General features: G+C 56.7%; 21 protein-coding genes. 9 read left to right on the forward strand and 12 right to left on the reverse strand.

Annotated elements, in window-relative coordinates; translation table 11 throughout:
* Window positions 1–12 precede the first annotated feature (12 nt).
* The 4 genes from ACFQND_RS21105 to ACFQND_RS21120 all read left to right on the forward strand — a co-directional run bounded on the left by ACFQND_RS21105 (window position 13) and on the right by ACFQND_RS21120 (window position 4,678).
* Window positions 13–2,322 (forward strand): two-partner secretion domain-containing protein, encoded by a 2,310-nt coding sequence (locus ACFQND_RS21105; RefSeq protein WP_371434320.1) that lies wholly within the window; start codon window positions 13–15, stop codon window positions 2,320–2,322.
* A gap of 10 nt (window positions 2,323–2,332) precedes the next feature.
* On the forward strand, window positions 2,333–2,797 hold the full coding sequence (locus tag ACFQND_RS21110) for a hypothetical protein (protein WP_371434319.1): 465 nt from the start codon (window positions 2,333–2,335) through the stop codon (window positions 2,795–2,797).
* 58 nt (window positions 2,798–2,855) lie between these two features.
* A complete protein-coding gene (locus tag ACFQND_RS21115) occupies window positions 2,856–3,194 on the forward strand; it encodes a hypothetical protein (protein ID WP_371434318.1) in 339 nt (112 codons plus the stop codon).
* 281 nt (window positions 3,195–3,475) lie between these two features.
* Complete coding sequence (locus ACFQND_RS21120) at window positions 3,476–4,678, forward strand: multidrug effflux MFS transporter (RefSeq protein ID WP_371434317.1); 1,203 nt, start codon at window positions 3,476–3,478, stop codon at window positions 4,676–4,678.
* Here ACFQND_RS21120 and ACFQND_RS21125 read toward each other — a convergent pair.
* The 6 genes from ACFQND_RS21125 to ACFQND_RS21150 form a co-directional block, all read right to left on the reverse strand.
* On the reverse strand, window positions 4,675–4,893 hold the full coding sequence (locus ACFQND_RS21125; protein ID WP_371434316.1) for a hypothetical protein: 219 nt from the start codon (window positions 4,891–4,893) through the stop codon (window positions 4,675–4,677). The two genes, ACFQND_RS21120 and ACFQND_RS21125, sit on opposite strands and share 4 nt — an antisense overlap.
* Before the next feature lie 28 nt (window positions 4,894–4,921).
* Window positions 4,922–6,079, reverse strand: coding sequence for a radical SAM family heme chaperone HemW (gene hemW, locus ACFQND_RS21130; RefSeq protein WP_371434369.1), 1,158 nt, complete (start codon window positions 6,077–6,079; stop codon window positions 4,922–4,924).
* 168 nt (window positions 6,080–6,247) lie between these two features.
* Window positions 6,248–6,850: an RdgB/HAM1 family non-canonical purine NTP pyrophosphatase gene (gene rdgB, locus ACFQND_RS21135; RefSeq protein WP_371434315.1), complete on the reverse strand. Its 603-nt coding sequence runs from the start codon at window positions 6,848–6,850 to the stop codon at window positions 6,248–6,250.
* A 45-nt stretch (window positions 6,851–6,895) separates the two neighbouring features.
* A complete protein-coding gene (gene rph / locus ACFQND_RS21140; RefSeq protein WP_371434314.1) occupies window positions 6,896–7,624 on the reverse strand; it encodes a ribonuclease PH in 729 nt (242 codons plus the stop codon).
* A gap of 105 nt (window positions 7,625–7,729) precedes the next feature.
* The gene (locus tag ACFQND_RS21145; RefSeq protein ID WP_371434313.1) at window positions 7,730–8,632 is read right to left on the reverse strand and encodes a PP2C family protein-serine/threonine phosphatase; all 903 of its coding nucleotides are present in this window, start codon (window positions 8,630–8,632) and stop codon (window positions 7,730–7,732) included.
* On the reverse strand, window positions 8,629–9,636 hold the full coding sequence (locus tag ACFQND_RS21150) for a serine/threonine protein kinase (protein WP_371434312.1): 1,008 nt from the start codon (window positions 9,634–9,636) through the stop codon (window positions 8,629–8,631). Before ACFQND_RS21150 ends, ACFQND_RS21145 begins: the two co-directional genes overlap by 4 nt.
* 88 nt (window positions 9,637–9,724) lie before the next feature.
* Here ACFQND_RS21150 and ACFQND_RS21155 point away from each other — a divergent pair, with 88 nt between their 5' ends.
* The 4 genes from ACFQND_RS21155 to ACFQND_RS21170 all read left to right on the forward strand — a co-directional run bounded on the left by ACFQND_RS21155 (window position 9,725) and on the right by ACFQND_RS21170 (window position 13,935).
* The gene (locus tag ACFQND_RS21155) at window positions 9,725–10,642 is read left to right on the forward strand and encodes a YicC/YloC family endoribonuclease (protein ID WP_371434311.1); all 918 of its coding nucleotides are present in this window, start codon (window positions 9,725–9,727) and stop codon (window positions 10,640–10,642) included.
* A 65-nt stretch (window positions 10,643–10,707) separates the two neighbouring features.
* Window positions 10,708–11,328, forward strand: a complete 621-nt coding sequence (gmk, locus tag ACFQND_RS21160) for a guanylate kinase (RefSeq protein WP_371438885.1) — start codon at window positions 10,708–10,710, stop codon at window positions 11,326–11,328.
* Window positions 11,329–11,363: 35 nt separating this feature from the next.
* Window positions 11,364–11,567: a DNA-directed RNA polymerase subunit omega gene (gene rpoZ, locus ACFQND_RS21165; protein ID WP_293642269.1), complete on the forward strand. Its 204-nt coding sequence runs from the start codon at window positions 11,364–11,366 to the stop codon at window positions 11,565–11,567.
* Window positions 11,568–11,688: 121 nt separating this feature from the next.
* The gene (locus ACFQND_RS21170) at window positions 11,689–13,935 is read left to right on the forward strand and encodes a RelA/SpoT family protein (RefSeq protein ID WP_371438884.1); all 2,247 of its coding nucleotides are present in this window, start codon (window positions 11,689–11,691) and stop codon (window positions 13,933–13,935) included.
* 18 nt (window positions 13,936–13,953) lie between these two features.
* Here ACFQND_RS21170 and greB read toward each other — a convergent pair whose 3' ends face one another.
* The gene (gene greB, locus ACFQND_RS21175) at window positions 13,954–14,529 is read right to left on the reverse strand and encodes a transcription elongation factor GreB (protein ID WP_371438883.1); all 576 of its coding nucleotides are present in this window, start codon (window positions 14,527–14,529) and stop codon (window positions 13,954–13,956) included.
* Window positions 14,530–14,745: 216 nt separating this feature from the next.
* On the opposite strand from greB, the gene ACFQND_RS21180 reads away from it, so the two are divergent.
* Window positions 14,746–15,384, forward strand: a complete 639-nt coding sequence (locus ACFQND_RS21180; protein WP_371438882.1) for a sce7726 family protein — start codon at window positions 14,746–14,748, stop codon at window positions 15,382–15,384.
* Here ACFQND_RS21180 and ACFQND_RS21185 read toward each other — a convergent pair.
* The 5 genes from ACFQND_RS21185 to ACFQND_RS21205 form a co-directional block, all read right to left on the reverse strand.
* Entirely contained in the window at window positions 15,351–16,427 is a 1,077-nt protein-coding gene (locus ACFQND_RS21185; RefSeq protein WP_371438881.1) for a beta family protein, read from the reverse strand. The two genes, ACFQND_RS21180 and ACFQND_RS21185, sit on opposite strands and share 34 nt — an antisense overlap.
* Entirely contained in the window at window positions 16,414–17,265 is an 852-nt protein-coding gene (locus ACFQND_RS21190; RefSeq protein ID WP_371438880.1) for an ImmA/IrrE family metallo-endopeptidase, read from the reverse strand. Before ACFQND_RS21190 ends, ACFQND_RS21185 begins: the two co-directional genes overlap by 14 nt.
* On the reverse strand, window positions 17,262–17,987 hold the full coding sequence (locus ACFQND_RS21195) for a hypothetical protein (RefSeq protein ID WP_371438879.1): 726 nt from the start codon (window positions 17,985–17,987) through the stop codon (window positions 17,262–17,264). Before ACFQND_RS21195 ends, ACFQND_RS21190 begins: the two co-directional genes overlap by 4 nt.
* Window positions 17,988–18,138: 151 nt before the next feature.
* The gene (locus tag ACFQND_RS21200; RefSeq protein WP_371438878.1) at window positions 18,139–18,300 is read right to left on the reverse strand and encodes a DNA-binding domain-containing protein; all 162 of its coding nucleotides are present in this window, start codon (window positions 18,298–18,300) and stop codon (window positions 18,139–18,141) included.
* A 333-nt stretch (window positions 18,301–18,633) separates the two neighbouring features.
* A partial coding sequence (locus tag ACFQND_RS21205; protein ID WP_377414510.1) for a DUF5677 domain-containing protein occupies window positions 18,634–19,715 on the reverse strand: 1,082 nt, incomplete at its 5' end.

Here is a 19,715-nt window from a genome sequence, read left to right on the forward strand (position 1 = left end):
AAGGAAAAGACCATGACCATGCACTTCCGCCGCCAACGCCTCTCCCTTCTGGCTGCCGCCGCAATGATGGCGGTCAATGCGCCTTCCCTGGCGCTACCCGCAAACACCCTGCCCACGGGCTGGAATGTCACCTCCGGCAGCGCGACCTTCACACAGAACGGCAACGTGCTGAACATCAACCAGACGACGCAGCAGGCCATTGCCAATTTTGCAAGTTTCAGCGTCGGTTCTGGTGCGACGGTCGACATCAGCCAGCCGAACAGTTCCGCAGCCCTGCTGGCACGCGTTACCGGCAGCGATCCGTCGCAAATCCTGGGTCAGGTCAGGGCCAACGGCGCCTTGTGGCTGATCAACCAGGCCGGCATCATGGTGGGGCCGGGCGCGCGTATTGACGTCGCCCGCTTTATCGCCAGCTCGCTCAATATCAGCGACAGCGACTTTCTGGCCAACCGCCTGAACTTCAGGGGCACCGGCACACCCGGCGACGTGCGCAACGAGGGCACCATCAATGCAGCCAGCGGGGGCAGCATTTACCTTGTCGGCGCAAATGTCAGCAACAGCGGCAGCCTGAATGCGCCGGGTGGCGAGGTGCTGCTGGCCGCCGGACAAACCGTGCAGTTGGTGGACACCGCCACGCCCGGCGTTTCAGTGGCCATCACCGGCACGCCCGGGGAGGTCAAAAACCTGGGGCAGATCACCGCCGAAGCCGGACGCATAGGCCTGGCTGCAGGCCTGATCAGCAACAGCGGCACCATCAACGCTTCCAGCGCGGTGCGTGAAGGCGGGCGGATCTTCCTGCGGGCTTCCGGCGATATCAAGACATCGGCCAGCTCCAACATCAGTGCCAATGGAACGACCGGTGGCAACGTGGTGCTGATTGCAGAAAACGCGGCATCGCTGGACGGCGATATATCGGCCACCGGCAGCTCGGGACGTGGTGGTTATGTCGATACATCAGGCAAGACTTCGCTCGATGTGGTCAAGGCGCCTGTGGTCGGCCAGGGTGGCGAATGGCATATCGACCCGTTCAACATCGAGATCGTCGCGGACGGGTTGCCCTCCGGTGTCTCGATCGTGGGCGGCAATGCCATCACGTCGAATGAAACAGGTGCTCATATCGCAGCCTCGACCATCGTTGACCAGCTCAATTTGGGCACCAATGTGAGTATCACCACAGGCGCAGGCAGCCCGCTTACCCCGGGCGATATCACCGTGTCTTCCGCCATCGCCAAAACCAATGGTACGGATGCAGCGCTGACACTGAATGCCCACAACAACATCATCATCAATGCGGACATCACCAGCACGGCGGGCAAGCTCGACCTGAATCTGAACAGCAACTTCCAGAACAGCACCCCTGCCGCCGATCATGCGGTGCAACTGAACGCCAATCTGGGCCTGAATGGCGGCGGGCTCACGGTGTCGCAGGACGGCGGCAATGCCAACGGCACGCTCAATATTGCAGGCGGCACAATTTCGCTGACAGGCGGCTCGGCCATCAACGCCGGGGCGGTCAACGTGCAGACTGGCGGCACGCTCGCCGGCTCGGGCGACCTTGTGCTGGGTGGCGCTGGAACACTGACCAACAACGGCACGCTGTCGCTGGGCACGGCCAACGGATACGGCAGGCTGACCGTGCAGGGCAAGTACGTCCAGGGCAGCACCGGAATACTCAACGTCAAGCTGGGAGACAGCGACGGCTTCGACGTGCTCGCCGTTGCCGCTGATGCGACCCTGAACGGCAGGCTCAATGTGCGGGGGATCAACAATTTTGTGCCGGCTGTCGGGTCGACGTTCAACGTTCTGACAGCAGGCCAGGGCAGCAGCGGCAGTTTCAGCACGGTCAATGCACCCGACCTGTCCTTTGGTGGCAACGCGGCGGGCATCGCCGTCAGCTACCCAAACGCGGGCAACAACTTTGTCCGCCTCACTGCGGGCACTTCGGCTGCTGCAGCCGCCGCAGCCGCCGCAGCAAAAGCAGCGGCAGATGCTGCGGCAAAGGCAGCAGCAGACGCGGCAGCGAGGGCCGCGGCAGACGCTGCGGCAAGGGCAGCAACCACCCCCGTCTCGCAGGCACTGAATTCAACCGTGAACATTATCAATACCGTCACGCAATCCACCCCACGCGTACCTGCGCCGCAGAGTGCGCTTACACCCGAGCAGGTCGCCGCAATGCCCGTCTCCATACCGGCGGCAAACAGCGGGGGCGGTTCAGCAGAAAGCAGCGACGAGAAAAAGAGCGACAGCAAGGATACAGTCGTCGCGAAATCCGACAGCGGCGTCGCCAAAAATGAGTCTGTAAAAAAAATGTACTGCAACTGAGGGGCATGACATGAAACCTCACAAACGCTTCTTTTCTTTCCATGCCTTGACCGCCATGCTGGCCTTGCTCCTGCTGACTCCGCTGACGCAGGCGCAGGTCGTCGGCCAGGTAACCCGCGTCTCCGGCCTGATGGTGGCCAAGGGTGCCGATGGCCGCACCCGGGTGCTGGCCCTGAACTCACCGCTGCGCCAGGGCGACACCCTCACCACCGAACGCAACACCTTTGGCCGCCTGGAGTTTGTGGACGGCGCCGCCATCGTCCTGCAGCCCGAGTCGCGGCTGGTGTTGACGCGCTACAGCTACGACGCCGCACAACCCCAGCTGGACAAGGTTGAGCTTGAACTGGCGCAGGGCGGCTTCAGCAGTACCACCGGCGAGCTGGGCAAACGCAGCAAGGATGCCACCACCATCACCACGCCTGCAGGCAATCTGCAGGGCAGCGCCAGCATGGAGGTTTCCCTCAGGCAGCCTTAAAACGTGTTTAAACGCAGCTGAGCGACTTCCCCTACAACCCCACATCGCAGGAAACCCCATGAAAAACTACATCCTGAGCACACTGGCCTTGCTGGTCACGCTGGTTTCTGGTGAAGCCCTGGCGCAGCTCACACCACCACCGCCCACGGGGGTGCGCGCCCCGGGACTCTATGTGGTTGTGCTGGACGGCCTGATCCATGTCACCAACCCCGCCGGCACCAGTAATTTTTCGTCCGGCCAATTTGGTTACACCCCAAGCCTCAGAGTGCCGCCGGTCGTTGTACCCGCCAACCCCGGCCTGCAGTTCACGCCACCGCCGGTGTTCAACCAATCCACTGCACCAGGCAGCAATACAGGGCCGATCAAGTCCAACACCGTGGATTGCGAAGTCCGCTAAATACCCGGTGCTGCCTGCTACCGCGACCCCTGCGGGGCAACCAGCCTGCGCCGGCGAGATTCAATGCAGGCTGGCGTGTCGGCCTGCCTGCACGAACACACAGTCTGTGTTAGATTCCCCCACTCATTTCACAAGCCGCATCAGCCGCATCTGAGGCGCTAGCGCGCCACCGGATGCCAGAAACCAGACTGGTGACACTGGCATTGCGCCCCTCCAAAACCTTCAGCTCACCGGCAGCGGGATGACGCCAGGCGTTCCTTGTCCACCAAAACCGACCTTTCATGAAAAGCAATTTCTTCAAAACCGCGCTGGTACTGGGCCTGCTCTCGGCCATAGGGCCCTTCGCCATCGACATGTATTTGCCGGCCCTGCCCTCCATCGGGCAAAGCCTGGGCGCCTCCATGAGCGCCGTGCAGGCCAGCCTGATGGCATTTTTCATATCGCTGGGCATTGGCCAGATCATTTACGGCCCGGTGTCGGACATGGTGGGGCGCAAGGCGCCCATGTATTTCGGCATGACGCTTTTTGCCGTCGGCAGCATAGGCTGCGCGCTGGCGCCCGATATCCAGACCCTGGTCGTGCTGCGTTTTATCCAGGGCCTGGGCGCCAGTGCCGGCATGGTGATTCCGCGGGCTGTTGTGCGCGACCTGCACACCGGCCATGATGCCGCGCGGCTGATGTCGCTGCTGATGCTGGTGTTCAGCGTTTCGCCGATTCTTGCGCCGCTGGCCGGCAGCCTGCTGATTGAAACGATAGGCTGGCGCAGCGTGTTCTGGGCCGTCACCGTAGCGGCCATCCTGGGCCTGATCCTGCTGGCCACCAGCCTGCCTGAAACCCGGCCGCCTGAAGAACGGCTGGGCAGCAGCGTGCGCAGCGCCCTCAGCGGCTACGGCGTGCTGCTGCGAGACCGCCACTTTCTCGGCCTGGTGTTCATAGGCGCATTCGGCATCTCAAGCTTTTTTGCCTACCTTGCCAATTCATCGTTTGTGATGATTGACCACTACGGATTGACACCACGCCAATACAGCCTTGCCTTTGCAGCCAATGCCGCTTCGTTTATTGGCGTGTCGCAGCTGACGGGACGCCTGACAGGGAAGTTCGGCCTCGCCCCCGTGGTGAAGGTTGCAGTGACTGCATATGCAGCCATCATGCTCATCCTGCTGGCTGTGAACCTGATGGGTGTGGACCGGCTCGACGTGATGCTGGGCCTGTTGTTCCTGGGGTTCGGATTTTTGGGCCTGGTCATACCCACCACGGCAGTGCTGGCGCTCGATGACCACGGCCCCATCGCGGGCACGGCTTCCGCACTGATGGGCACGCTGCAGTTTGTAACGGGTGCGGTGATCATGGCCATCACCGGCCTGTTTGTCGATGGCACTGCAAGGCCCATGCTGGCAGGCATTGCCTGCAGTTCGGCAGTGGCGTTTGTACTGTCCTGGGTGACCCTGGGTCACATCAAGGCAACACCAAGGGCGGCGCCTTAAAACCTGTCTTTCTGCTGGTTCAATTGACGTTTGCGCTTGCTTTTGTTTTTTGACTCAGCCTCGGGCGGTGCGTCGCGCAGGGCCTGCGCCGCGCGCTTTAACGCCTGCTCTTTTTTTTCCTTGCGTTTCTTGTCCCTGAAATAGACAAACAGCCGGCCAAGGCCAAAGCTGATCGATGCGCTGACCACAAGAAGAATGATGCCTGGAGTGTCCATCTGGAGTTTGGGTGCTGATCAGGGAAGACTATAAAAAGAGCGACTGCAAATCGTTTAAAAAATCAAAACCGCGCTCGGTCGGCTTGACATGCACAAAGTCCCGCTCGATCAGGCCCTTGCGCTCGGCCTCTTCAAGGCCTTGTTGTATGGCGGTGAAAGGCAGGCCGGTTTTTTCTGCAAAATCCTGCAGCTTGAAGCCGTCCTTTAGACGCAGGGCATTGAGCATGAACTCAAAGGGCAATTCTGCCCGTCCCACTTCGGTTTCCTGCGAGACGGCATCACCCGCCAGCGCCTTGTCCATATAAAGCTTGGGCTCCCGGTAGCGAACCTGGCGAACCACCCGGTGCGCAAAACTGAGCTTGCTGTGCGCGCCTGCGCCTATGCCCAGGTAGTCGCCAAATTGCCAGTAATTGACATTGTGAAAACAACGGTGGCCGGGTTTGGCATAGGCCGACACCTCATAACGCTGCAGCCCCGCACCTTCGGTCATCTCTGTGATTTTGTCGAGCATGGCATAGGCTGTGTCGTCCTCCGGTATCACCGGCGGGAATTTGGCAAAGTATGTATTCGGCTCTATCGTTAAATGGTAAATCGATATATGCGGCGGCTGCAGCGCCAGCGCCTGGCGCATGTCCTGCTCAAGGTTTTCCAGCGTCTGGCCGGGCAGCGCGTACATGATGTCGAGGTTGAAAGTGTCAAACGCCTGCGCCGCTTCTTCAACAGCGGCAATCGCCTGGGCGCGGTCATGCACGCGACCCAGCACCTTGAGGTGGCGGTCATCAAAACTCTGCACACCGACAGAAAGCCGCGTGACACCCGCACTGCGAAAAGCCCTGAAGCGGTCTTTTTCGAACGTGCCGGGGTTGGCCTCCAGCGTGATCTCACAATCAGGCTCCAGCCGCAGCCGCGCGCGAATATCGCCCAGCAGGCGATCAACAGCCTGTGGTGAGAACAGGCTGGGTGTGCCGCCGCCTATGAAAATGCTGTGCACGGTGCGTCCCCAGATCAGGGGCAGCGAGGCCTCCAGGTCGGCCACCAGCGCGTCTATGTAGCGCTGCTCGGGCATCTTCCCCGAGACCTCATGCGAGTTGAAATCGCAGTAAGGGCATTTTTTCAGGCACCAGGGCAAATGCACGTAGAGCGACAGGGGCGGCAAGGCGCCGAGCTGCAGCGTGCCGCTGCGCATGTAGTGCTGGATGTCTTTCACGCGATCAATCCCTACGGTTTGCGATGTCGGCAACCAGCACGGCTTGGTCAGCAGACGCCGTGGAACTGGCTTCGCCAGGCCACTGGCGTCGCCCCCTTGAGGGGGGGGGAGGCGACCCACACGCAGTGGGGGAGCAACGGGGGTGGTTCATATCCACCAGCGCTCGCGCATTAGAGCCATCATCTGGCGCGCCGCTTTGCCCCTATGGCTATTGGCATTTTTGACCTCGACCGGGAGTTGCGCAAAGGTCTGACCGAATTCGGGAATAAACATCACCGGGTCAAAACCAAAGCCGTTGCTGCCCATGGGCTCACGCGCAATCTCGCCGACGACACGACCGGCAGCTATCAGGGGCTCGGGGTCATCTGCAGACCGCACAGCCACCAGTGTGCTGACCAGCGCAGCGCGCCGGTTGTCGATGTTGGCCATCTGCTCCAGCAAGGCCTTGACGTTGTTGCTGTCGCCCTTGGCATAACCAAACTGCGTGGCATAAAAGGCCGTGTCCACACCGGGCAAACCGCCAAAGACGTCCACACACAAACCCGCATCGTCGGCCAGCGCAGGCAAGCCGCTCAGGCGAGCCGCATGGCGCGCCTTGGTCAACGCGTTTTCCACAAAAGTGCGGAAGGGCTCCTCTGCCTCGGGAATGGCCAGTTCGGACTGGCGCACCAGCTGCACACCCAAGGGCGCCAGCATGGCCTGCAACTCGGCCAGTTTGCCCTGATTATTCGATGCCAATACGATTTTCATAATAAAAAGTACGCCTGGCCCCCGTATGACGGGCGCAACCAGCTATTAATTTGATAGTGAATTCTTCTGCAGGACAACAAGTTCCCGGATGCCTTTTTCGGCCAGCAGCAGCAAGGCATCCATTTCCTTGCGAGAAAAGGCCGCGCCCTCTGCCGTGCCCTGCACTTCTACATAGTTGCCGGCACCGGTCATGACCACGTTCATGTCGGTATCGCAGGCGGAGTCTTCGGTGTACTCAAGGTCCAGCAGAGGCATGCCCTGCACAATGCCGACCGAGATGGCCGCCACATGGTCGAGGATGGGCGTTTCCTTGAGCTTGCCGTCGGCCAGCAATTTGTTTACCGCATCCTGCGCGGCCACAAAGGCGCCGGTGATGCTGGCGGTACGGGTGCCACCGTCGGCCTGCAGCACGTCGCAGTCGAGGTAAATGGTTCGCTCGCCGAGTTTTTTCAGGTCAAACACAGTGCGCATGGAGCGGCCGATCAGGCGCTGGATCTCCTGCGTGCGCCCGCTTTGCTTGCCGCGGGCGGCCTCGCGGTCGCTACGGGTGTGGGTGGCGCGCGGCAGCATGCCGTACTCGGCAGTCACCCAGCCTTCGCCGCTGCCCTTTTTGTGGCCCGGCACCTTTTCTTCAACCGAGGCGGTGCACAGGACCTTGGTGCCGCCAAACTCGATCAGTACCGAGCCTTCTGCATGAACGGTGTAATTGCGGGTAATGCGCACTGCACGCAGGGCATCTGCGGCGCGTGCACCGCTTCTTTCAAATTGACTCATGATGAAGGACTTTCTGGCGAACAACGCCGGACAGGTAAAAAGACTAGGCGCGGCACTCTGGTTTACCCACGAGCTCCGGAGCGACGGCCCCGGACATACGGTGGTTCAGACTTTCCGGGCTGCCGAGCGGCGTATGGCCTCGTTGATCTCGGCAATCGATCTTTCGATCATTGCCTCATCAAGGTCATCGCCACCCGTGTCGAGGCCACCGGCCTGGATGGTGGAGGCAAATACCCCATCCATGATGCTGTCGGTAGACACGCCCCGGGTGGACTCGAAGGCATCGGGCGTTTCCCACTCCATGGCCAGCACGGTGACATTGTCGCTGTGTTCACCACCGGCTTTCAACGCACTTTCAACCAGGTCCGGCACGGCGTCGGATACGCCCTTGCTGCCCAAGTGTTTCACGATATCGGCATCGCTCAGGCTGCCCCACAGGCCGTCCGAGCAAAGCATCAGCTTGTCGCCCTGCTGCAATACAACGGGGCCAGCGACGTCAAACACCGGCTTGGTGGGCGATCCCAGGCAGGTAAAAAGGATATTGCGGTTAATGCGCTCAAGCTTGATCACGCCGGCGCTTTGCTGCTCCAGGTAGGAATGGTCGCGCGTGCGCGTGAGCAGTTCACCGTCGCGCACCACATACAGGCGCGAATCCCCGCAATGCACCCAGGTTGCGCCGGTGCCCTGCAAAATGCAGGCAACCAGCGTGGTGCGCGGCGTGTCCAGCATGCCTTTTTCACTGGCATAACGAATGATCTGGTGGTGCGCAGCCGTCAGGGCGTTTGAAAGGAACTCCGTGGTGTCCTTGATGATGGGGCGCGCTTCCCGCTGGTACAGCGCAGAAATGGTCTGCAAGGCCAGCTGGGCCGCAACCTCCCCTTCCGGGTGGCCGCCCATGCCGTCGGCCAGTACAAAAAGGCCTGACTCCCGCGTGTAGCAATAGCCCATGCGGTCTTCATTTTTTGCCCGGCCGCCCTTGCGGCTGACCTGAAAGACGGAAAACTTCATTTGAATCTGGTCGCAAAACCGGTGGCTTTGCGTGCGGTCTTTTTGGTGTCAGACACCATGTTGTCGAACTGCAGGCGAACCTTTTCACTGACGGTGAGTTTGGTGTAACGGCGCTCGCCCTCCCGGCTCAGCTCCTTTTGCAGCGCAAACACGGACTGGGGCCTGGACAGCGGATCAAGCGACATGCACCACTCCACAACCTCGATCAGGTTGTCGGAGTACACCCCACGCAAACGGGACAGCGCCAGGGACAGGCGGTCTTTTTCCAGCCGCTGCGGCGCATCGTTTGGTGGATACCCCTGCATGGTCGCGTAAATGCAGGCGCCTATGGCGTAAATGTCGGTCCACGGGCCCATCGACGAATCGCGGCGATACATTTCGGGCGCGGCAAAACCGGGCGTGTACATGGGCCGGATGAAATTGCCTTCCTTGCTCAGCACCTCGCGGGCCGCGCCGAAATCGATCATCACGGCCCGGTTGTCGTCAGTGATGAAAATATTGGCCGGCTTGATGTCCAGGTGCAGCATCTTGTGCTGGTGCACGATGCGCAACCCGCGCAGGATTTCGTCAAACAGAGAACGGATGGTCGATTCGCGGAACACCTTCTGCTTTTTGAGTTCCCGCGCGGTAATGATGAAGTCCTGCAGGGTGCCGCCCTCCAGGTAATTCATCACCATGTAGACGGTTTCGTTCTCGCGAAAGAAGTTGAGCACGCTGACCACGGAGCCATGCGAAATCTGGGCGAGCGAGCGGCCTTCCTCAAAAAAACTCTTGAGACCCAGTCGGTACAGCGAAAGCTTGTCGGGCTGGACCTGCGGCAGCAATTCCCCGGGCGGGCGGCCTGCAAGGGAGGACGGCAGGTACTCCTTGATGGCGACCTGCTGGCCCTCGTTGTCTACGGCCAAGTAAACTACACCAAAGCCGCCGGCGGAAAGCTTGCGCACAACCCGGTAGCCGCCTATGACGGTGTCGGGTGGCAGTGGTGCTGGTTTGACCTTTGACATAATTTGAAATGAGCAGAGGTAAAACAGCCGACCCGACCTGCTTTTACCTGCTTCTACGGTCCCGTTCTTACAAAAAGCGTACTACTAAATGTCAGTTTACAGCATGACAGGCTATGCAGCCGTCCAGTCAAACACGGCCGGTTCGCCGGCAGAAACGGACTCGGTCGCGGACACAAGTGCGCGGCTGGGTGTGGAAATACGCTCGGTGAACAGCCGTTTTCTGGACCTGGCGTTTCGCCTGCCCGATGAATTGCGCCAGGCAGAACCTGCCCTGCGCGAGCTTTTGACCGCCAAACTCAAACGCGGCAAGGTAGAGCTCCGGGTTTCACTGGACAGCAATTCGGCCAGCAACCTGCGGGCGCCTTCGTCCGTTACGCTGCAGCGCCTGGGCTCGCTTGAAGACAGCATCAAGTCATGGCTACCCCATGCAAGCGCCCTCAGCGTGGCCGATGTCCTGCGCATCGCCACCAATGAGGACAACAAGCCCCATGACTACAGCGAAGAACTGCTCAAGCTGTCCAAAAAGGCCTTGAAAGAACTGCTGGCAGCAAGGGAGCGGGAAGGCGCCCGGCTAAAACAGATGCTGCAAGATCGCACCGGGCAACTGCGTGCCCTGTCAGCGCTGGCGGTGCCCATGGTGCCCAAACTGGTGGAACAGCAAAAAAGCCGTTTCCTGGAGCGCTGGAAAGAGGCCATGGCGCTGTCCGACAGCGCCACCCTGCCCGAAATTGCCCAGGACAGGGCCCTGACCGAAGCGACTGCCTTTGCCATCCGCATTGACGTGGCGGAAGAAATCACGCGCCTCGCATCCCATCTTGACGAGATTGACCGCTTGCTGGAAAGCGGCGGCGAGCTCGGAAAACGCCTGGACTTCCTGATCCAGGAGTTGCACCGCGAAGCCAACACACTGGGGTCAAAGTCGGCATCGCTCGAGCTCACCCGTATTTCTGTCGACATGAAGGTATTGATCGAACAGATCCGCGAGCAGGTGCAGAACATTGAATAAGCACTGGGCAGCACCTGCCGGTTCAACCTTTTATTAAAATCAATAGCAAAAGAGCCTTTACGCCCATGGACTACCCCGGAAACCTGTTTGTTGTAGCGGCCCCCAGCGGAGCCGGCAAATCCAGCCTGGTCAAGGCACTGATGGAGCTCGACTCGCGCATCCAGCCCGCCGTCTCCCACACCACGCGTCCGCCGAGGGGGCAGGAAAAACACGGCCGAGAGTACTTTTTCCTGTCGCCGGAGGAGTTTGACGGCATGGTGCTTCGGGATTCGTTTCTTGAATGGGCCCATGTGCACGGCCATCGCTACGGCACGTCGCGCCACGCCATCGAGGAACGGGTCGCCCACGGCGCCGATGTGATCCTCGAAATCGACTTCCAGGGCGCGATCAACGTCAAACGGATTTTTACCAATGCCGTGCTTATTTTCATACTGCCTCCCAGCTGGGAGGAGTTGCGCTCCCGCCTGCAGAGACGCGGCGAGGACAGCGCCGAAGTCATTGAATTGCGGCTGAAAAACGCGGCCAGCGAGATGGCCCAGGCCCGGGAATTCGATTTCGTTATAATTAACGAGTTGTTTGAACGCGCAGTTTTCGACTTGAAAACGATTGTTCACGCCCAGCGGCTCAAGTTTGCCGCCCAGCGACGTGCTCGCGCCGATACATTTGACGCACTGCACATCCCCTGAGTTACCGCTCATTTACCGAATTACCGGAGATCATCATGGCCCGCATTACCGTTGAAGACTGCCTCGAAAAAATCCCGAACCGTTTTCAGCTGGTGCTGGCAGCGACCTATCGCGCCCGCATGCTGAGCCAGGGCCACGCAGCCAAGATCGAAAGCAAGAACAAGCCGGGCGTCACGGCCTTGCGCGAAATTGCAGAAGGCAAGATCGGCCTGGAAATGCTCAAAAAAGTGCCGGGTTGATCCGTCCTGCGGCCCCCAGAAAAGCACCGCCCCGCGGTGCTTTTTGTTTTTCCGGCCCGCTTTTTTGCCCTGCAAAAGCCATTTGTTTTATGTTTTATGTATGCCGGGATACATTTAAGCCATGAGCGCACTGCTTTCGCCCAAGCACATCAGCAAACCAACGCCTGCAGCGGCCAACGCCGCCGCAGCGAGTTTTGCCGTTCTCACGGCAAAACTGGACTACATGACGGCGGCCGATGTGGACAGCGTACGCCAGGCTTACAGGTTTGCCGACGAGGCACACCTGGGCCAGCTCCGCAACAGCGGTGAGCCCTACATTACGCATCCGATTGCGGTTGCCCAGCAGTGCGCAGAGTGGAAGCTGGACGCACAGGCGCTGATGGCAGCGCTGCTGCACGACGCCATCGAAGACTGTGGCGTGACCAAACCGGAGCTGATTGAGCGTTTTGGCGCCCCAGTCGCTGAACTGGTGGACGGCCTGACCAAGCTTGAAAAGCTGGAATTCAACACCCGGGAAGAAAACCAGGCGGAATCCTTTCGCAAAATGCTTCTGGCCATGGCGCGCGACGTGCGGGTCATCCTGATCAAGCTGGCTGATCGCACCCACAACATGCGAACGCTCGGGGATGTGCCGCGAACAAAATGGGCACGGATTTCACGTGAGACGCTGGATATTTATGCTCCCATCGCACACCGCCTGGGTTTGAATGCCACCTACCGGGAACTGCAGGACCTCTCTTTCCGGTATTTGCACCCCTGGCGTTACGCCACATTGACAAAGGCCTTGCTGAAAGCCAGGGGGCGCAGGCGCGATGTCATCAAACGTGTACAGGTGGAGGTCGAGTCGGCTTTCGAGACCGAGAAAATTCCCGTGCAGATCTCCGGGCGCGAAAAAACGCTTTACTCCATCTACCGCAAGATGGACGAAAAACACCTGTCCTTTGCCCAGGTGACCGATATTTACGGTTTCCGGGTCATCGTCAACAGCCTGAACGCCTGTTACACCGCGATGGGCGTACTGCACCAGCTGTACAAACCGCTGCCCGGCAAGTTCAAGGACTACATCGCGATCCCGAAAATCAATGGCTACCAGTCGCTGCACACGACCCTGGTGGGGCCGTTCGGGACCAATATTGAATTTCAGATGCGCACAGAGGCCATGCATGTGGTCGCAGAGTCCGGCGTGGCCGCACACTGGCTTTACAAGGCGGCAGATCCCAACAGCGATGCCTCACAACGCCTGGGTGCCCAGTGGCTGCAGTCGCTGCTCGACATACAGCACGAAACACGCGACGCCGCGGAGTTCTGGGACCATGTCAAGATTGACCTTTTTCCCGAAGCCGTTTATGTCTTCACCCCGAAAAGCCAGATCATGGCGATGCCGCGCGGCGCCACGATTGTGGATTTTGCCTATGCCATCCATAGCGACATAGGCCACCGGGCGGTTGCCGCCAAGGTCAACGGCGAGCAGGTACCGCTGCGCTCCGAGCTGAACAACGGCGATGTGATCGAGGTCATCACCGCTTCAGTTTCCAATCCCAATCCCGGCTGGCTTGGTTTTGTCCGGACGGGCAAGGCCAGGTCCAAGATCCGCCATTACCTCAAGACCATGGCGCTGACGGAATCCCAGGAACTGGGCGAAAAAATGCTGGCCCAGGCCCTGCGGGCCGAAGGCATAGACCGCAAGCAGCTGGCCGAGGACGATGAAGCCCACCATCTCATCTGGGAAAAAATCCTCCGCTTCACCGGCAACCGCTCCAGGGCTGATTTGCTGACCGACATCGGTCTGGGCAAACGCATTGCCAGCATGATCGCCAAACGCATCGTGCCCCTGCTTGCAGAAGCCGGCGAGAAACCCGATGCGCTGCTCATGAGCCGCGAACGTTACACCGCCCATGAGTCGGTGTCGCAAGGCGCGCTGATGCTGGATGGCAGCGAAGGCGCTTCCGTACAGTTCGCCCCATGCTGCCGGCCCATCCCGGGCGATGGCATCCTCGGTTATCTGGGGCGGGGAGAAGGCCTGGTCGTGCACACGGATGACTGCATCGTGGCCAAGCGCCTGCAATCCCGCGACAGCGAGCGTTTCATCGCGGTTGAATGGTCGGATGAACCGGTGCGCGCATTCGAGACAAATCTCCTTGTGACGATTTCCAACGGCAAAGGTGTATTGGCGCGCGTAGCGGCCGCGCTGGCCGGCGCGGAAGCCGACATCACCCATGTCAACATGGGCCAGGAGCGGGCACAGGACGCGACCGAACTGCGTTTTGGCGTCACGGTGCGCGACCGCGTGCATCTTGCATCCGTGCTGCGAAGCGTCAAACGGACACCGTCGGTTCTGCGAGTGCAGCGCGCCAAACCAGGCGCCTGAACAATTGCCGGGAAGCGGTCAATCGGTGTGATCGCCTGCCGGTAGCGCTGGTTCCGGGTAATCCACCTTCAAGACCTGCAAAACCTGCACGCCATGGGGCGTGACAAGACTGACCTCATCACCCACCCTTGATTTGAGCAGCGTCCTTGCGACAGGTGAGACCCAGCTGATCTGGCCCTGCAAGGTATCCACCTCATCAATGCCCAGGATAGTGACCGTACGCTCCACATCTGCGTCGTCCACATAAACCACGGTAGCCCCAAAAAAAACCTGGTCCTTGCCGTGGTGCACGGAGGGGTCTGCAATTTCCGCAATCTCAAGCCGCTGGGTCAAAAAACGGATGCGCCTGTCAATTTCGCGCAGCCTTTTTTTTCCGTAAATATAGTCGCCATTCTCGGACCTGTCGCCATTGCTGGCAGCCCAGTGAACAATTTCGACAACCCGCGGCCGTTCCTCGTCAATCAGCGCCAGCAGTTCCGTTTTCAGGCGCTCATACCCCTGCGGCGTAATGTAATTTTTGCCACCCACCGGGAGCGGCGGGAGAGACAGCTCTTCGTCTTCAGAGTCGCTTTCCCTGGTAAAGGCTTTACTCATGGTGTGTCCGGAAATAGCATTCACAGTACAGGAAACTCGAATGCATGGCGCTGCGAATGGCCACAAAAAGAAAAAAGCCCGCAACTTTCGTTGCGGGCTTTTCTTTTTTGGTGCGGCTGGCAGGACCGCGCACCATACCCAAAATGACTTGCAACTCCTTGATTTTAAAGGAGGTCCGAAAATGCCGTCCGATTAGCTGAATGAGGACTTCGTAGGATGCAAATTCAGCTTTCGATGACGGGTTATCATCCCGTGACCATAGGAGAAAACGTGCAAGGCGATCAATTAACAGACAAGGAAATTCGCGCGGTTCTCGTAGATTTCCTCAAGGGCAGACCAGTTGCCCCCAAAGCTGTTCTTGAGGAAGTACGCGTTCACAACGGTAACGCTATTGCTGATGTTGTTTCGATACACAACATGGCGCACTGTTATGAGATTAAAGGTGAGACGGATGCAATCAGCCGCATAACTCGTCAAGGCGCCTTTTATGACCAAGCGTTCCAACGCATTACTTTGGTGACGACCAAAAATCATGAGCGGCAAGCTTTTCAGTTAGCCCCAACTCACTGGGGTGTGGTGGTAGCAAGCAAAGCCTCCGATGGAACTTTGATGTTGCGCTATATGCGCAAGGCCACAGATAGTCCGAGATTTAACAAGGAAGTGGCGTTACTTACTCTCTGGAAGTGCGAGTTATTAGCCTTGTGCGGCGTCGAGGAGAAGGCAGCACAAAAACTCAGTCGCGCCAATCTCACAAAAATGATTGCAACAAAGACAGGAGTGAGGGAAGTAAATATTTCTATTGCTCAATCATTGCTCGGACGTCAAACCCAAACAGGATGGCCTGCGACCATATAGGTGATGTGCGCATTGATCGTTGGGTTGAGGATTGAGCCTGGAGTTACTTGCTTTCCGAGCATCTGAGCTTTTTCATGAAGAAAATTATCTCCAAACGAATATGCAGGCCCACGGTAGACCGCAAGTTTGACAATCTCACCCGCAATATCGTTGTACTGTAAGCTCCCTCTCGCATGAGTCTTCAAGGCGCCGCCACGGGCAATTAGGTGCTGGTCCTCGTGGCTATATAACACCTTGGGTGCGGTGACGTTTCGCATCATTTCCGGCGGAATGGTGATATCTGAATATAGAGGACTCACTACCGTGTAGTCCCCAAAAGCCACAATCCCAACGTCTGGGGTGTTGAGCACTGCTCGATATATAAGCAACTCATTTCTGGCGATCACCTCTCTCTGCTGTACTTTTGCCACGTCGGCGATTGAGGCTGGGATGGAGGATCCAGTGACAATAATTTCCGTGAACTCAAAAGTTTCGTTGGCTCGTTTAATGAACGTAGCGAGCTTCACGGCGTGTGCCGCTGCGTCCACATTTCGACACATGCCACAATCAAGAATTAAAACCCAGTCCTGAAAAAGATCGCCATCTTCTAGCAGCTCCGTCAGGTTTTCTTTTACGAGTTCAAACAACTCAAAATCAGTCTCCTCTAATCGAATCGCAGCAGTATCCGACTTGATTAGACCTTGCTTCTTGCCAACAAACACCGCCTTGTTATGGGCGTCTGTGCGATTTAGTCCGATGACAGGGATAAAGTTCAACTCTCTGAAAGTCTCAATGACAAATTCATAGTTAGCCTTTCCGTTAACGGAAAGATCATCCGAAATATCATAGTTGTCGAGAAAGAAGAACTGCTTTCCTAGATATCGCTGAACCTTTGTCTTGGCCTTCGTTACCATTCCGCAGAAACTGGCTTCGGTCATCCCATCACGTCGCGCCAAGTCGAAAAATGGCTTAATTTGTTGCTTAATTTCCTCGCTCAATGCAGCGTAGGCAGCAATCTCATTAGCTTTGAGCTTTAAAAATGGTGTGTATCTAGGATTTGGCAAACAAAACCTCCCGGACGTTTATTTCGTTAACGAGTTCAGAGAAAATGTCATACCGCCTCAACTCACGCCGTAACCGCCCAGCCACGATTTGAGGGGCTATGTTTAGTTTTGCTGCGAACTCTATAACGTCCTGCTCGCTTAAAGAATACTTTGCAGGGCAACTTCGCCACTCGCTCCGCGCGATCAGCGAATCCTGAGCCAATTTGTCTGCTTGCCGCTCCACAAGCTCGGCTGAAACTTGCTCAAAGTCATCAACTATTGGGGTAAAAAGCATTTCTGCATGCAGCACTACGTGAGCGAGTTCATGCATTAAAGTGAACCAATAATGATCAACCCGGGGAAATCTGAGGCTCAATCCGACAACAGGATTACCTGAAGCGATTTTGAACACCGCCCCATCAACGTTCATTCCTGCGAGTCCAGGCTCATGGATAAGCACAATCCCATGTTTAAGCAACCATGGTCCAACATCTGCAAGTTTTGAAACATCTGAACTTAACTTAACAATCTCGTTCAGATGTTCGGCATTTAACCCGGTGAATGGGGGGATGTTTTCCGCAACCGTAAACCACTCTGCAAGAGTTCTTATTTTAGTTAGCCAAACTGCAATGAGTGTTTCTGGCGCCCCAAGCTTTGCTCGAAATAGGGCATCTTGCTGTCCGGTACTGGAAAGTAGATGGGCAGTCAATTCATACAGTTGCCTGTCGCTATTAGCGTCCTTCGCCTTCTTAGGAACACCAGCAAGAAAAGAATCAGCCCGCAGGAAAGCCTTGTAATAGGCGACGCCGTCTGCCCAACAATCGGGAGATAACGGAAAGTCATCATGAAGTAGGGTCATCCGGGCATCTCGAAATATTGCAGAGACGGTTTGTCCATGTGTTCAAACCTTTGCATACCGATAGAGTGATAAAAACCTGCAGCTCTAGGCAATGCATGAAGGCAAAATCCGGGATGGAGTTTTAGCTCTTGTATAGCGTACTCCCTGACCTTTCCGACTATCAAAGTACCCAACCCGGAAAATGACTTTTCTTGCATAGGGTTTTGCCGATTCCACGGGGCTACGGCAACAAATTCAATGTAGAAAATGCCCTGGCCGTCAATAGCACTTGGCTTTGGGTGATATATGAGGCAAGCGGCTTGAGGATAAGACTCAGCGATAAGAAAAAACCACTTAAATTCTTCTTCCGTATATTTGAGAGATTTGTTTAGCCAGCGCCAATGACTATCGTCAATTTGAATTTGACTTAGCACGTCATTCAATTTCTCGTCATCGTAATTTTGATCACGGATAAATCTGGCAAGGCGGATATTAAACACGCCCCATGTATCGTCGCAAACGCTTGCCGTGGCAATATCCCATCCAAGCTTTAACTCGTATGGGACCACCTTCCCGTTTATGGCTTGAAGGTTGCCCGTGTCGACAACAGTTCCATTGCTGTTCATTGGCCCCGCTTTAGATAGCAACTCGCGTATCTTGTTAAGCAGTTCTTCTTGCGATGGCGGTTGCATTCCTCCGATCCCCCATTTGACCTCTTGTATTTTGGTGTCGAAACGTAGCATTTAGCTATTTCGGCTCACACCTGTTTACGAATGTTGGACGCATTTCGTAACATTTGCAAGAGGAAGATCGCCTAGACATGCGGCAATCCATCGGAGATAAGCAGAGGATGGAGTTTTGCCGCTAATCAAAAGTCGTGGTGACAGGCGTCAATCAAAACGCCGCTGCGTCAGCCGGGTCCATAGAACGCAGGTAGTCATTCTTCCAAATATCCACCGCGACCTCCTCCAGTTCGGCAGTCTTCACCGTGTGCCAGCGGTCATGTAGCCGTTCAGCACACTGCGCTATCCAATCTGAGGGCCGTAGCTCATCCATGCCTTGAACTCTAGCAATAGCACTGTATTTTTGAACAGTATTTTAATATTTACATTTACAAAGATGACCCGGTTGATGCCCTGTCAATGGGACCGAGAACGGGCGAACTCGTCCTGAAAAACACTGGACGCGATCACGGAATAACGGCGAACTTGTATGCTCCCGGAACAAAAACCGCCTTCTGGAATAGATGCGGCAGGTTCGTCTCGTGGCGATGAATAACGGTAATTTAGTTATCGAGAGATGGCTGTTGAAGATCACCGCTTCAAGACGTTTACTAATCTTCGGGCTTGCCGGAAGCTGAAGAAGGCAGCGAGTCAGCCTGCCCAATAATTACTGAGGAAAACTCTGACGCACAGCCGGCTTAGCTTGACCTGCTAGAGAATCATTCGTGCTGTCAGGGTGTCCATCTTTCCAAGCGCGACGCACTTTAGCAATGTCGGGACCATAGCTCATTTCGAAGTCCTCACGTAAAAAGTTCCAACGCTCAACTGCACGCTTATCTTCTGCGGTTGAACTCTCGAAGACTTGTTGTGCATCAGGAAAGAGACGCGCATACGTCTTAATCATGCGAGCAGTCATATTGCACGACACGCCTATTGACATGCGAGAAAGCTCCCTCTCCATTGGTTCATCGGCCTGTCCGATCTGTAAGGCGGAGATGTAACTGGAATGGGAGTAGGAGCAAAGGTAGGAATAGAGTCCATCCAGCTGTCGAGAATGAAATCCGACCTGCTGCGCTATTTCTTCAACGCTCCTTCCCATCCTCCACTTTCCTAACAACAGCGCCTTTTGTGCCCCTTTGGATAGCTCTAAAAAGTGTTTATTTGCTTTTATATCCTCACACAGCTTTTCACAACGCGCCCGCTCGGCCAATTGCTTCTTTTTAGATGCCTCCGTGAGAGTTGAAGTATCAGTACGCTCCCTTAATCCGGCTAGTACCCACGTCAAATATCTGAAGTAACTCAACGATTCTTCCTCTGCTCCAAATACCCACTCGAAAACAATAAAGTTTTCAAGCAATGCTCGGGCAATTATGTTGATCGTCGCGTGGTCTACGAAGCTGTGTTCGCCCTCGCTGTATGTGATCTTTTCGCCCTCAGCTGTCCGAAGCAGCGTACGAAGATGATAAAGAAACTTCTTTGCTAAGAATTGCCGGTCATTCTTCCAACCTTGGCCCTCAGGGATGGGTTTTCCGCTTTGAGCTTCAAGCATGCCAATAAGTATCGGCAACATGATTTGCAAGTGTGACAGCGGGTCAAATTTAGTGCCCTCAACAGCTGGCTTAGCGCTTCCTTGATTCGACATACTTAATTTCCTTGTATATGAAGCATGACCTTGCCCCCGAAAAACGTACTCCTTAGCTGATGGGTAAAAATCAGTTTTAGGAGATTGAGATGAGCGAATCGAAAAGA

Origin of the sequence: Polaromonas aquatica (genome assembly GCF_042659145.1) — a bacterium.
GTDB lineage: Bacteria > Pseudomonadota > Gammaproteobacteria > Burkholderiales > Burkholderiaceae_C > Polaromonas > Polaromonas aquatica.

Coding starts and splice junctions, on each gene's coding strand:
- ACFQND_RS21105 (WP_371434320.1), top strand. CDS start 13: ATGACCATGCACTTCCGCCGCCAACGCCTCTCCCTTCTGGCTGCCGCC.
- ACFQND_RS21155 (WP_371434311.1), top strand. CDS start 9,725: ATGTCAGTTTACAGCATGACAGGCTATGCAGCCGTCCAGTCAAACACG.
- ACFQND_RS21150 (WP_371434312.1), bottom strand. CDS start 9,636: ATGTCAAAGGTCAAACCAGCACCACTGCCACCCGACACCGTCATAGGC.
- ACFQND_RS21120 (WP_371434317.1), top strand. CDS start 3,476: ATGAAAAGCAATTTCTTCAAAACCGCGCTGGTACTGGGCCTGCTCTCG.
- ACFQND_RS21190 (WP_371438880.1), bottom strand. CDS start 17,265: ATGACCCTACTTCATGATGACTTTCCGTTATCTCCCGATTGTTGGGCA.
- greB (WP_371438883.1), bottom strand. CDS start 14,529: ATGAGTAAAGCCTTTACCAGGGAAAGCGACTCTGAAGACGAAGAGCTG.
- rph (WP_371434314.1), bottom strand. CDS start 7,624: ATGAGTCAATTTGAAAGAAGCGGTGCACGCGCCGCAGATGCCCTGCGT.
- ACFQND_RS21200 (WP_371438878.1), bottom strand. CDS start 18,300: ATGGATGAGCTACGGCCCTCAGATTGGATAGCGCAGTGTGCTGAACGG.
- rpoZ (WP_293642269.1), top strand. CDS start 11,364: ATGGCCCGCATTACCGTTGAAGACTGCCTCGAAAAAATCCCGAACCGT.
- ACFQND_RS21195 (WP_371438879.1), bottom strand. CDS start 17,987: ATGCTACGTTTCGACACCAAAATACAAGAGGTCAAATGGGGGATCGGA.
- ACFQND_RS21125 (WP_371434316.1), bottom strand. CDS start 4,893: ATGGACACTCCAGGCATCATTCTTCTTGTGGTCAGCGCATCGATCAGC.
- ACFQND_RS21180 (WP_371438882.1), top strand. CDS start 14,746: ATGCAAATTCAGCTTTCGATGACGGGTTATCATCCCGTGACCATAGGA.
- gmk (WP_371438885.1), top strand. CDS start 10,708: ATGGACTACCCCGGAAACCTGTTTGTTGTAGCGGCCCCCAGCGGAGCC.
- ACFQND_RS21170 (WP_371438884.1), top strand. CDS start 11,689: ATGAGCGCACTGCTTTCGCCCAAGCACATCAGCAAACCAACGCCTGCA.
- hemW (WP_371434369.1), bottom strand. CDS start 6,079: ATGCGCAGCGGCACGCTGCAGCTCGGCGCCTTGCCGCCCCTGTCGCTC.
- ACFQND_RS21110 (WP_371434319.1), top strand. CDS start 2,333: ATGAAACCTCACAAACGCTTCTTTTCTTTCCATGCCTTGACCGCCATG.
- rdgB (WP_371434315.1), bottom strand. CDS start 6,850: ATGAAAATCGTATTGGCATCGAATAATCAGGGCAAACTGGCCGAGTTG.
- ACFQND_RS21115 (WP_371434318.1), top strand. CDS start 2,856: ATGAAAAACTACATCCTGAGCACACTGGCCTTGCTGGTCACGCTGGTT.
- ACFQND_RS21145 (WP_371434313.1), bottom strand. CDS start 8,632: ATGAAGTTTTCCGTCTTTCAGGTCAGCCGCAAGGGCGGCCGGGCAAAA.